9 protein-coding genes are annotated in these 13,130 nt (G+C 39.3%); 1 reads left to right on the forward strand and 8 read right to left on the reverse strand.

Annotated features, from left to right (window positions below; genetic code table 11):
• Positions 1-84: 84 nt before the first annotated feature.
• From AB7942_RS02825 to hemE, 8 genes are all read right to left on the reverse strand, one after another.
• Positions 85-1,356, reverse strand: a complete 1,272-nt coding sequence (locus AB7942_RS02825; protein WP_369445695.1) for a M48 family metallopeptidase — start codon at positions 1,354-1,356, stop codon at positions 85-87.
• Positions 1,357-1,451: 95 nt separating this feature from the next.
• Positions 1,452-3,014 carry a fatty acid--CoA ligase family protein gene (locus AB7942_RS02830; RefSeq protein ID WP_369445696.1) on the reverse strand — a complete coding sequence of 521 codons (1,563 nt, stop codon included), beginning with the start codon at positions 3,012-3,014 and terminating at the stop codon, positions 1,452-1,454.
• A 151-nt stretch (positions 3,015-3,165) separates the two neighbouring features.
• Positions 3,166-4,155 carry a lipoate--protein ligase gene (gene lplA / locus AB7942_RS02835; RefSeq protein ID WP_369445697.1) on the reverse strand — a complete coding sequence of 330 codons (990 nt, stop codon included), beginning with the start codon at positions 4,153-4,155 and terminating at the stop codon, positions 3,166-3,168.
• A 16-nt stretch (positions 4,156-4,171) separates the two neighbouring features.
• Complete coding sequence (locus tag AB7942_RS02840) at positions 4,172-4,906, reverse strand: MBL fold metallo-hydrolase (RefSeq protein WP_369445698.1); 735 nt, start codon at positions 4,904-4,906, stop codon at positions 4,172-4,174.
• A gap of 112 nt (positions 4,907-5,018) precedes the next feature.
• Positions 5,019-7,382, reverse strand: a complete 2,364-nt coding sequence (locus tag AB7942_RS02845; RefSeq protein WP_483310829.1) for a YhgE/Pip family protein — start codon at positions 7,380-7,382, stop codon at positions 5,019-5,021.
• A gap of 393 nt (positions 7,383-7,775) precedes the next feature.
• Positions 7,776-9,218: a protoporphyrinogen oxidase gene (gene hemY / locus AB7942_RS02850; protein ID WP_369445699.1), complete on the reverse strand. Its 1,443-nt coding sequence runs from the start codon at positions 9,216-9,218 to the stop codon at positions 7,776-7,778.
• 30 nt (positions 9,219-9,248) lie between these two features.
• On the reverse strand, positions 9,249-10,181 hold the full coding sequence (gene hemH / locus AB7942_RS02855; RefSeq protein ID WP_369445700.1) for a ferrochelatase: 933 nt from the start codon (positions 10,179-10,181) through the stop codon (positions 9,249-9,251).
• 171 nt (positions 10,182-10,352) lie between these two features.
• Complete coding sequence (gene hemE / locus AB7942_RS02860) at positions 10,353-11,399, reverse strand: uroporphyrinogen decarboxylase (RefSeq protein WP_369445701.1); 1,047 nt, start codon at positions 11,397-11,399, stop codon at positions 10,353-10,355.
• A 302-nt stretch (positions 11,400-11,701) separates the two neighbouring features.
• Between hemE and AB7942_RS02865 the strand changes: the two genes are divergently transcribed.
• On the forward strand, positions 11,702-13,099 hold the full coding sequence (locus tag AB7942_RS02865) for a hypothetical protein (RefSeq protein WP_369445702.1): 1,398 nt from the start codon (positions 11,702-11,704) through the stop codon (positions 13,097-13,099).
• The last annotated feature ends 31 nt before the right edge of the window (positions 13,100-13,130 follow it).

Genomic DNA, 13,130 nt, shown 5'->3' on the forward strand with positions numbered 1-13,130 from the left:
GACGATGGCTCGTAAATAACATATTTTTGTAAAAAAAAAGACTGTAGACATATCAAAATGTCTCAGCCTTCCCATGGATTGTATTTATTTGTTCCTTTGTTTAACTTCATAATCTTCAAGCATCGAAATTCTATCAAGCATTGAAGGATGGGTATAGCGGAAAATTTTCACCAATAGCGGTGGATTTACTTGACTTAATCCAGAGCGGGTTAATTCCTGAAAAGAAGTAATCGCTGCTTCTGGATTTTTGGTCATCTCAATCGCATATTTGTCAGCGCGTGTTTCCTGATAACGAGAAGTAAAATTCGTCAGTGGACTTGCAGCAAATAGGAGCATCGAAAGAATCATAAAAAATAATGGAAGTGATCGGATATCTCTAACATCTGAGATATTTAATTCCTTCCCCCAGCGTCTTGTTGCCCAATTCATAATCCGATACGTCAAATACAATCCGAACAGCGAAATTAGCAAATATCCAGCAATTCCAAAGTAAATATGTTTCTCGACATAATGGCACATTTCATGAGCCATGATAAATAAAATTTGATCATCTGTTAATTTATTTAAGGTAGTATCCCACAGGACAATCCGAGCATTAGAGCCAATTCCTGTAACATAGGCATTTAAAGCATTCGTTTCCTCTGACTTATTCACTTCAAAAACATTTTGTGCTGGAATATCAGCCTTATCGGCCAAAGCCAGTATCTTCGTTTCCAATTCCTTATTTGTTAATGGATAAAAGTCATTGTATAACGGGTCAATAACAACTGGCTGGAGAAACATCATAAATAAGGTAAATGGAATCGATAAAAGCCATCCATAAAGCCACCACCGCTTTTGACTTTTCTTCATGAGCCAGTATAATACGGGGACAATGATCAACCATGTCCCATAATTAAGCCAAAAGTCAATCAACTCATCCTTCATCCAGGAAGCGAAGGTTTGAGTTGAAATATGATATGTTTTTGATAAAGAAAAACTAATATAGCTGAGAGGAAATGTCGCCAAATAAGCGAATACCGATAACCAAATAAGATAAATGGCTGTTTGAAGGAGCTTATATTTTGATGAGTTTTCTGCCCAGCGCTTGAATGCCTTGGAAAAACCAAATAATAAAATTAAGAAATATAAAAGCCATTCAAACGGAGTAGATAGGAAAAATAATAAATTCCTTATTTTTGAATACTCCTCGCTCAGCATAAGTTCCCTGCCATTTAAAAAGGTTGTCGGGTCCCCCTTTGATCCTTCGAATTCAAATGGCAGGTTTGTACTGGCAAAATGGAATAAATACCAATAAAAAAATAATCCATATAGAATGTAGCCCATAACCGCATAGACTCCCATTTTTCTCGCCATATTTGTCCTCCTTTGTGTACAGACTCTCTATACTTAGTTTAGTTAAAAAAGGACAAATTAGAACTGTAAAAGTGACCTGCCCAACTATTTAAGAATTAGTTACTGACAGTTTGGGCTACTTGTGCCTTTAGTGCCCTCCTTAATATTTTCCCAGTTGTATTTTTTGGAAGTTCTTCGATAAATTCAATCGAAGATGGAAGTTTATATTTAGCCAAGTGTTCCCTGCAATAATCTAGTAATTGTTCTGCCGTTAGCCCTGGATTCTTACTTACAACATAGGCTTTAACAGCCTCACCAAGATTTGGGTCTGGGACGCCGAGGACAGCCACTTCTACAACATCCGAATGGTTATAAATAACCTCCTCCACTTCTCGCGGGTAGACATTATAGCCTCCAACAAGGATTAGATCCTTTTTTCGGTCGACAATATAAAAATACCCATCTTCATCCATTCTGGCGAGGTCACCGGTATGAAGCCACCCATTCCGAATGGCCGCCGCCGTCTCATCTGGCATTTTATAATACCCCTTCATTACATTGGGACCACGAACAATAAGTTCACCCACCTCACCAACGGGTACTTCCTCACCAAGCTCATTCAGAATTTTATTTTCGACACGCAGGATAGATGTTCCAATTGAACCGGGCTTGCGCGGGCGGTCTAGCGGATTAAAGCAAGTAACAGGTGAAGCCTCCGATAAACCATAACCTTCAGATACTACAACATTAAACTTTTGTTCGAAATTCTTTAAGAGGGCAACAGGCAATGAAGCTCCACCTGAAATACAAAAGCGTAAGGATTTTAGGTCTTCAGGATTGCCATCAGGAAATTGGAAGAGGAAATTATACATGGTCGGGACACCAGCAAAAACAGTCGCCTGATTATCTTTGATAAGCTCAAAAATTACCTTTGGACTAAATTTGGGTGCAATTAATAGTGTCGCCCCACTTAATAAAGGTGCATTTAAAGCAACTGTCAAGCAGAAAACATGGAACATCGGCAGAACCGTTACTATTCTATCATCGGGATTCATTTTCAAATATTCGCTGACATCTTTAGCGTTACTATACAAATTCTTATGAGTTAACATAGCACCTTTTGGTTTGCCAGTTGTACCCGAGGTATAAAGAATAATGGCTGTATCATCGTCTCCGAGATTTGGTCCCTTAAAGTTTAATTCTCCAGAAGCCACGATCGCTGTAAACGATTTCATTTTTAAAGAGCCTGAGAGGTTTTCAATTTCCGATTCTATTCTGCTATTTGGGGTCGTTTCACAAAAAATATAATGCTTAATTTTAGGTAGGAAAGTATGCACTTTTTCGACTAACGGGATCGCTTGGTCAAGAGCGATCACTACTTTGACATCGCCATTATTTAATATGTAGCTAATCTCATCTGCAGTATAAATGGGATTCACAGGAATAACAGTTACCCCTAACCGTAATGCCCCATATAAGCTGATTACAAAGTGAGGGGAGTTACCCAACAATAATGCGATATGATCCCCCTTTTTCACCCCTAATTTTTCGAGACCCGATGCAAATTTCGTAATTGCCCCATCCAATTCAGCATAAGTACATATTTGGTCCATAAAATGATAGGCCGGTTTAGTGGAAAAGTTCTTCGCAGATTCTTCAAACTGTGATAAAAGATTCATATTTCTCCCCCTAAATTGAATGAATACTCATTCATAAAATTGTTACAATTTTCTAAATATATTATATTAAAAGAAAGTAATCTATTCAAGTATAATACTAAAAATTCACACAAAAAGGAAAACACAGCGCAATAAACGCTGTGCCCTGGTCTTAGTATAGTAAGTTTAAAAACTCATCTTTCGTAATACTTCCAAAGTAATGGGTTGTATCAATATCTGCAAGCGCCTTGTCAATTTCATTTTTTCCGTAGCGAGTGCCTGTTAACTTCTCCTCAATTTCACTTACCTCACCAACACCAAAAAAGTCACCGTAGATTTTACAATTTTCAATGACACCTTTATTAACTTCAAGGCGGACATCAATGGAGCCTACTGGGAAACGGTGAGAGTGCTGTAGATTGAACTTAGGTGATTTCCCATAGTTCCATTCCCAGTTTTGATAGCGTTCTTTTGATAGCTGGTAAATCTTTTCCCAATCCTCGTCCGTCAAAACATATTCTGGTATTTCATCTTGCCCTTCAAAAATATTCTTTAACAATAAAGACCGGAATTCATCAATTTCCACCTTTTCAGTAAGAAACTCAGAAATATTGGCAACCCGGCTGCGGACTGATTTAATTCCTTTTGATTCGATTTTATCTTTTTTTACTTTTAAAGCTGATACTACATTTTCGATTTCTGAATTAAGCATCAATGTACCATGGCTAAACATTCTGCCCTTTGTTGAAAATTGGGCATTACCAGAGATTTTTCGACCTCCAACCTCTAAGTCATTTCTGCCGCTTAATTCCGCATTTACTCCTAATTTTTTCAATGCTGCCACGACCGGTTCTGTGAATTTACGGAAGTTGTGAAAACTTTCCCCGTCATCCTTGGTAATAAAACTAAAGTTTAAATTTCCAAGATCATGATAAACCGCTCCACCGCCTGAAAGCCTGCGGACCACTTTAATTCCATTTCCTTCCACATACTCCGTATTAATTTCTTCAATAGTATTTTGATTCTTTCCAATTATGATAGAAGGTTCATTTATGTAAAATAATAAATACGTTTCATTAATATCAAGATTCTTCAGTGCGTACTCTTCGATTGCCAAATTTATCTGCGGATCGGTGATCCCTTTATTATCGATGAATAACATAGTTTACTTCCCCTTCTTATAGTGAAATAGATTGAAATTCTTCTGCAAGTATTATTATACCAGTAAATTCACTGGCAGCCTCTGTGATTAACTCAGTTATTGAGCCATAATGCGGCAAATGGGTAAGAATTAATTGCTTAACATCAGCTTTTTGAGCAAATTTTCCAGCGTCGATACTATTCATATGTCCTGCCGACTTACCGTTTTGATGTCCGTAAAAGTTGCACTCACACAATAATACATCCGCATTCCGACTAAACTCGATAAATTCTTCCTTAAAGGAGCTGTCAGCAGTGTAGACGATTGCTTTTCCATTTGCCTCTATTCTCATTGCATAACAAGGGACTGGATGGTCTGTTTTTAGAAATGAAACCTGAAATGGACCAACTGTGAGAATCTCACTAGGATTATAGGCTACTCCTTTTGTAATCTCTTTATAGGTTAATTTGCTAAATTCATATGGATCCATATCATGACCATATAGAGTTAGTGCTGGGGTCTTCTTTCCTAAAAACCCTTGGATTAATCTCGCATGCTGCAAAACACCAATATCTGCAATGTGATCGGGGTGATAATGCGAAAGTAAAACAGCATCCAGTTCTTCGGGCTGGATAATATTTTGGAGCTTAGAAAGTACCCCGCTTCCACAATCGATTAATAGACGAAATCCCTCATGTTCAAGTAAATAACCCGAACTAGCCGCATTCAGTTTCGGATATCCACCCCAAAAACCAATAACCGTAAGTTTCAAATTAAACTCCTCCAATTCAATGTTTATATTTCTAATATACTCAAAAAATGATTTCTTTTCAGTATAGTACAAAAAACCAGCCGCATTTTTTTCACGGCTGGTTTTTCATTAATTATTCATTCATTTGATGTTTATATTTGTGATTCAATCTTATTGTAAAGTAAGCAATGGTTCCTACAGAGAAAATAAGCATAAAGCCTATTAGAATCATGAAATTTTGCCACATGAAACTGTAATCGCCACTTGAAATAACAGCCTTAAAGCCTTGAACCGAATAGCTCATCGGCAGATAGGCATTGAAATGCTGTAAGAAGTTCGGGATTAACTCAAGCGGGAATGTTCCGGCGCTGGTAGTTAATTGTAAAATCAAGATAATAATCGCAATAAAGCGGCCAGCATCGGCAAATACCGAGACAAGGAGCTGAATTAACGCGATAAACGTTAAGCTTGTTATTATTGAAAAAAGAATAAATTTTGGTACGCTTTGTACATCTAGACCTAATCCTCCAAGGAGAATCACATCTGCCAATAAAGCTTGGAAAATTCCAATCCCGGCCATGATTGAAAACTTACTAGAAAACCAGTTAAATCCATTGGCCGGAGCAATCGCTGTATCACGAAGTGGAAAGACAATTGAGAGAAGAAGTGCACCTACAAACAAGCCTAGCGATAGGAAATATGGTGTAAATCCCGTTCCATAGTTTGGCACATGATTAATTTTCTCACTATCGAGCTTTACCGGATCTGCCATCATATTATAAGTCTTTTCATTTGAGTGAACCTTTGCAACTTCCTTTCCACCTTCTGATAGTTTATCTGCTAATTCCTTGGCCCCATTAGAAAGTTTGGATGTACCGTCTTTTAACTGCCCGGAACCATCTGCCAATTGTCCCGTTCCAGCTGTTAGGGCAGACGCACCCGCTGTTAATTGATTCATACCATTTGTAAGATCCGCGGCCCCTTTTTTCAGATCTCCCGAACCTGATGCTAATTGTCCGGTTCCTGTGGTAATTTTATCAGCACCATCTGCCAACTGACTCATTCCTTCAGAAAGATTGTTGGTGCCATCTGTTAATTTTGATGAACCTGCATATAAATCATGGATCCCTTTTTGCAATTCCTGCTGACCGCCATTAACTTTGCCAATGCCGGCAATTAATTGATCAAAATAAGGGGTGGTTTGAGCTTTAATTTTATCCTCTAAGCCCTTCGATGAACCTGCTAATTTTCCATCTACCCCTGTTTTGAATTGGTTAAAACCAGCCTCCATTTTAGGGTTAAGTTCTGATAAAATTTGCTGCTCTAACTGTTCTTTCGTTGGTGCATTTTTTTTCTCATTAGCCATTATTCCTTGAACCAGTGCTGGATCCACTTTGTTCTCAATTAAGGTTTGGGCTAGTTTCTGCATTTTCTCTGTTTGTTGCGTTATTGTTTGATCCGCAATTTGGGATGCTAATGTGTTAGTTAACTGTGATTGAAATTGATCAATACCCGAATTAAGTTCTCCAACACTTCCAGTCAATTCTTTTTCAATTCCTGCAGCAATCCCTGCGGGAAGGTCACGTTTTAATTGTTCTGCACCTGCAGATACCTCCTTCGTTCCATCAATAAGCAACGGAAGATTGGCATCAGCTTTGGCTAGCCCTTTTTTCAACTCAGTCGATCCTGTGGCTACTTGTTTAGAGCCGGAAGTTGCTGCCTTCACACCATTGTCGAATTCAATCGACTTTTTGGCTAAAGTAGAAAGTCCGTTATACAAATCCTTCGAACCAACTGCAAGCTTATTAGATCCGGCATCAGCTGCTTTCATTCCATCGTTAAATTCACTTGTTTTTTCAGCAAGGGTTGCAAGCCCTTCATTTAAATCCTTTGAGCCTTTTTCAAGGTCAACAGAACCATCACTTAACTGGACTGCACCATCGCTCGCCTTTACAACACCATCGGCAAGCTCACTGATTTTATCAAACATGGTTTCAGCATAAGTTTCAGTTACCTTTTCAGCAACAGCTGTTTTGATTTTTTCTGCTGCCGTGGCGCCGATTTGCGCAGACAGGAAGTTATAACTTTCATTAGGTGTATAAACCAATTCCAGCTTTTCCGGTTGCTCATCCAATAAAGTTGTCGCATTTTTTGAAAAATCCTTGGGGATTTCGATGACCATATAATATTTCTGTTCTTTTAAGTTATCGTAGCCCTCTTTTTTATCGACAAACTCAAACCCAAATTGTTTATTTTTCTTTAGCTTAGATACTAAATCATCACCAAGCTTCAAATGGGTCCCATCGAGCGTTGCACCCGCATCTTCGTTGACAACGGCAACTGGAAGTTCATCAAGTTTTGCGTATGGATCCCAGAATGCCCATAAAAACATTCCTGCATATAATACGGGGACAAACATGACAGCAATAATTGGGATTAACACTTTTTTATTTCTTACAATAGCAAGGAGCTCTTCCTTAAATAGCATGTTTTTCACTTATGACCCTCCTTTTAAATTTATGACTATTTTGTTCATTTAGTCATTTTTGTTTAAAAAATAGGCTCTGTTATACTTGGCTGTTGATTTCCGCTCCAGGCGCGCAGCGCCGCGCGGGCGGTCCGGGGAGCCTCCTCGGCGCTAAGCGCCTGCGGGGTCTCCCCTGCCCCGTCCTCCCGCAGGAGTCTTCGCGCCTTCCGCTCCAATCAACATGTGCCAAATTCAACAATGAGCTTTAACATAGCAAAAAATAAGGACTATCCCATAGACAACCCTATAATTGACTATTACCCCACATAGCAAATTATGACCACTTGAACAATTCGGTCATTTAATACTTTTAGAGTATACAATGATTCCTGCCTGTTTGCAAGCAGAAAAAAGGAGCTGTTATCAATGAACAGCTCCTTTTGAAAAATCTTTTCTTGTTAAAAACTCCAGGACGTCTTTGACAGCTGCCTCTCCTTGATCAATACAATCCGGAAGTCCAACACCACCATAAGAAGAACCTGCTAAAAATACACCAGGTAGATCCGTTTTCATATGCTTTAAAATGTCAGCTAAACGTTGTTTATGTCCCACTGTATATTGGGGCATTGAATTTTTCCAACGTGAAATGATTGCAAAATCCGGATTCATTGTGATGTCCATCGTTTTCTTCAAGTCATCTAGTACAATCTTAATAATTCTGTCATCAGAGAGGTCAACGATGGTTTCATCTCCAGACCTCCCAACATAGCAGCGGAGTAATACTTTCCCTTTCGGTGTTGAATGATCCCACTTTTTATGTGTCCAAGTACATGCAGTGATCGAATAATCACTATTTCTAGAAACAACAAAACCTGTTCCATCAATGTCATTTTTCACTGCCTCTTCCGGAAATGCTAAAGCTACTGTTGCTACTGAGGTAGAAGGGACTGATTTCAAAGGATCAAAAAAACTATACTCTGCAAACATCGCCTGTGTTATTTTATGAGGAGTCGCTGCAATGACGCTATCTGCCACCATTGTTTCCCCATTATTGAGGTAAACTTCAAACTTATTCTCAACTTTGGTGATTTTGTCTACACGATGTCCTTTTAAGATAGATATTGGATCCAATTTTGCTTCAATGGCTTCTGCAAAGGATTGAAGCCCCGTTTTAAATGTTAAGAAAGCGCCTTTAGCTTTTTCCTTACTTTCAGGTTTGCTGGGTTGGGCAAGGGTAGATTTTTTCATGCCAATGATCAGGCTTCTATATTTCTGTTCTACCTCATAGAATTGCGGGAAAGTAGACATGAGGCTTAATTGATCTATATCACCGGCATAAATCCCTGATAATAATGGTTCAATTAAATTTTCGACAACCTCATCGCCTAGTCTTCTTCTGAAGAATTCTCCTAATGATTGGTCTCTTCCGCTTTCGGACCGAGGTAAAAGGAAATCTGCCGCAGCTCTTAGTTTACCAGGAATAGAAAAAAGACCTGTTGTGAGAAAAGGTCCTACTTCCGTTGGAATTCCCATGATCGAACCACCGGGCATTGAGTGAAGTTTCTCGTTAACTAAAACGAATGATTTTCCCGTGGAATTATGGACTAATTGATCATCCATCCCTACTTCCGCAGCTAACCTGGAAATACTTGTCTTTCGTGCTAAAAATGAATCCGGGCCTCTCTCAATCGTATAACCATCCCTGACAACGGTTTGCATTTTGCCACCGAGACGGTGTGATGCTTCGATGAGTTTAATTTCATACGGGAGATTATGTTCTTGAATTGCTTTTTGAAGATAAAAAGCTGATGTGAGCCCAGCAATTCCTCCCCCAATGATAATAATCTTTTGTTTTTCTTCTGCCACGGTACTCACCTTCTTCCACTAATCTGAATCTTATTCAGCTGTCATTTTAAGAACAACTGTCGACAATGCATCAATAAATTCTTCCTTTGCATTCGGCATTTCCGGTCGATAATAGCTTACACCTAATTCTTCCGTCACTTTTCTACATTCATAATCATTATCATAAAGCACTTCAAGGTGTTCAGATACAAACCCTACAGGTGCATAAACAAATGCCTTATAATGATGCTCTTTATATAAATCCCTTGTTAAATCCTGAACATCTGGACCCAGCCAAGGCTCAGGAGTTTGCCCAGCACTTTGCCACCCAACAACGTATTTTTTTACCCCAGCCTGTTCAGCAATTAAGTCAGCTGTTTCTTTCAGTTGACTCGGATATGGATCCCCAAACTGCAAAATTTTCTCTGGCAGACTATGCGCTGAAACGATGAGAACTGCATCAGCCTTTTCTTCTTCAGGCATTTGGTCAAAGATTTTTTTAATCTTTCCTGCCCAATAATCGATAAACTGTGGTTCCTGATACCAGCTTTCAATTGTTCTTATCTTTAGCCCGCCTAATTTTTCTGCTTCTTCTTGGGCTCTTCCATTATAGGATTTTATGCTAAAGGTTGAAAAATGCGGAGCAAGAACTATACTTACAGCCTCTTCGATCCCATCAGCATGCATTTGATGAACAGCATCTTCAATAAACGGCTGGATATGTTTTAGACCAAGATACATTTTGAATTCTATATTTTGTTGGATTTTATTTAGATGTTCTTCGAGTTTTTCTGCTTGCTCGAGTGTGATCTTTGCCAAAGGGGAGATCCCGCCAATCGCTTCATATCGACTGCGAAGCTCTTCAATCATTTCTGGAGTTGGCTTCCGGCCGTGGCGAATATGTGTATAGTACCCCTCTAAATCATCTAAGTTATATGGGGTACCATATGCCATTACCAGCAGACCCATTTTCTTTTTTGTCATGTCCGCACCTCATTTTCAAGTCTCTCACTTTGCATTATTCAATGTTGGACGACTGATTAGGTTGGGGGCCAATAAAAGCTGGAGTGCTCTTAATGACCCAATTTCAAGCAGCCCATATTATTGTGCCAAAAAATTGGACTGCTTACCAATTTAAAGACTTAAGATGGAAACTTAACGACTGAGTTTTGATGCTGAATACTCATGGACAAATGAAGTTAATTTTTTCAACGTTTCTGGGTTAACTGAAGGGAATACACCGTGACCCAAATTAAAGATGTAACCATCTTGTGCCATTCCTTGGTCTAATATTGCTTTCGCTCTTTCTTCGATTACTTCCCATGGAGCTAACAAAATCGCCGGGTCAAGATTGCCTTGAACGGTTTTATGAATGCCCATTTCCCTTGCCTCGTGAATTGGCAAGCGCCAATCTAAACCTACAACATCAAGTGGCAGGTCATTCCATTCTAATGCAAGATGGCTAGCACCAACGCCGAACATAATTAACGGAACATTTTCCTCTTTTAATGAAGTAAAGATACGATTCATGACAGGCTTAATGAAATAACGATAATCCACTACATTGAGTGCTCCCACCCATGAATCAAAAATCTGGATGGCCCTTGCACCAGCTTTAATTTGCGACTTTACATATGTAATGATCATGTCCGCAAGTTTCTCCATAAGTGCAAACCATGCCTTTGGCTCGGTGTACATAAACGCTTTGGTCTTATTATAGTTTTTAGAAGGGCCGCCTTCGATCATATAACTTGCCAAAGTAAATGGTGCACCAGAAAAACCGATTAATGGCACGGATAATTGCTCTTGGGTTAATAATTTAATTGTGTCCAATACATAAGGAACATCTTCTTCTGGATTAATTTCGCCTAGTTTTTCAACATCTGCTAAAGAACGGATCGGATTGTCAATAACTGGTCCAATCCCACCTTTTATTTCTACCTCCATGCCAATCGCTGGCAGAGGTGTCATTATATCTTTATATAAAATGGCTGCATCGACGTTATATTGTTCAACAGGCAAGCGCGTTACATACGCACAAAGCTCAGGCTGGTGAGTGATTTCAAATAAGGAATACTTTTCTTTAATCTCTCTGTACTCTGGTTGTGAACGACCAGCTTGGCGCATATACCATACAGGTACATGGTCAGTTTTCTCACCTCTGGCTGCTTTTAAAAATGTTTCATTAATCGATCTTGTCATTAGGGTAGTCCACCTTTCAAAAACATGTCTGTTGTCCATTTTAATATATCTAGTATGAATTTAAAACTTACTGATTCTTTCTAAACTGTATTTACTATATCTATTAATCCTATTTGTGTATAGGTAACGCTATTAACTGTCAAAAAAAAGTCGTTTTTATGTTTTAAAATTCGTTAAATCTGCAGGCTTACTTCCCAATGTTTTTTTCACTTTTAGCTCTCACCACTTGATGCTATTTTCATATTCTGTATTACATCCAACAGGGCTATAGCCCCCCTGGGTGAAAGAAAGGAGGAAATTGTATGATTGTCGAGCTTACTGCTCTTCATTGGATATATGTGACCTTTATTGTTCTTATTATTGGGTTTATGGTAATGAGAAGGGACACATCCATTGTTTGTATCGTAGGTATTTTCCTAATTGCTATCACAGCAACCGGTTCGTTAAGTCATTCGATAAGTAGTATTTTCAACAGTTTCAGTTATGCCATTACAGAATTATTATCTACTATCCTTGTTATTTCAATAATTGTAGCGATGAGCAATACATTAACGGTAACCGGAATTAATGATGTCATGATTTCACCTTTTCGAAAACTTATTCGTAACCCAACTCTCGCCTATTGGACAATAGGAATTCTAATGATGATTATTTCCTGGTTCTTCTGGCCTTCCCCTGCTGTTGCACTTTTAGGTGCCGTCCTTCTTCCAGTTGCGATTCGAGCAGGACTTCCTGCCCTTGGTGTTGCCATGGCAATGAACTTGTTTGGTCATGGAATCGCTTTATCGGGTGACTTTGTGATTCAGGCTGCCCCTAAGCTTACCTCTGATGCAGCAGGTATTCCAATTCAAGATGTCATTAATGCCAGCATTCCATTAGTATTTATTATGGGTCTTGTTACAACCGTTACGGCATTCTACTTCTTACGAAGGGATATGAAGCGTGGAGTTCTAACCACTACAACTTCTGTCAACTCGGATTCGCCTTCGAGCAGCACTGACCATCCTGCGCTTTTATCACTTGCTCAAAAACGCTTCTTTGCTATATTAGTGCCATTATTATTTGCTGCAGATGTTGCCGCTATGACCATCCTTGATTTAGCAGGTGGTGATGCCACAGCATTAATTGGTGGTACCTCCATTCTTATTCTTCTGTTAATCTCTTTAACGAGCCATAAAAATAAAGGCTTAGAAAAAACAACCCAATATTTAATAGAAGGATTCCAATTTGGTTTTAAAGTTTTTGGTCCTGTTATTCCAATTGCCGCGTTCTTCTATTTGGGTGACGCCGGATTTGGGAAAATCATTGGTGACTTTTTACCGAAGGCTTCCCATGGGATTGTCAATGATTTAGGCGTTGCTCTCGCGAATATCGTTCCTTTAAGCAAAGAAGTTGGGGCGATTACCCTAACTACTGTAGGTGCCATCACTGGTCTGGATGGTTCAGGCTTTTCAGGCATATCGCTTGCTGGATCCGTTGCCAGCCTATTTGCTGTGGCTATAGGTAAAGGTGCTGCCACACTGACTGCACTCGGGCAAATCGCTGCTATATGGATAGGCGGCGGAACACTTGTACCATGGGCGTTAATCCCGGCTGCCGCTATCTGTAATGTTGATCCATTTGAACTAGCAAGACGCAACCTCCTACCTGTTGTGATCGGTCTCGTCGTGACAACGATTGCAGCAATGTTTCTCATTTAATCCAAGTAAAGAGGCTGATCCAGTGATCAGC

The sequence above is a fragment of the Neobacillus sp. BF23-41 genome, assembly GCF_041106275.1.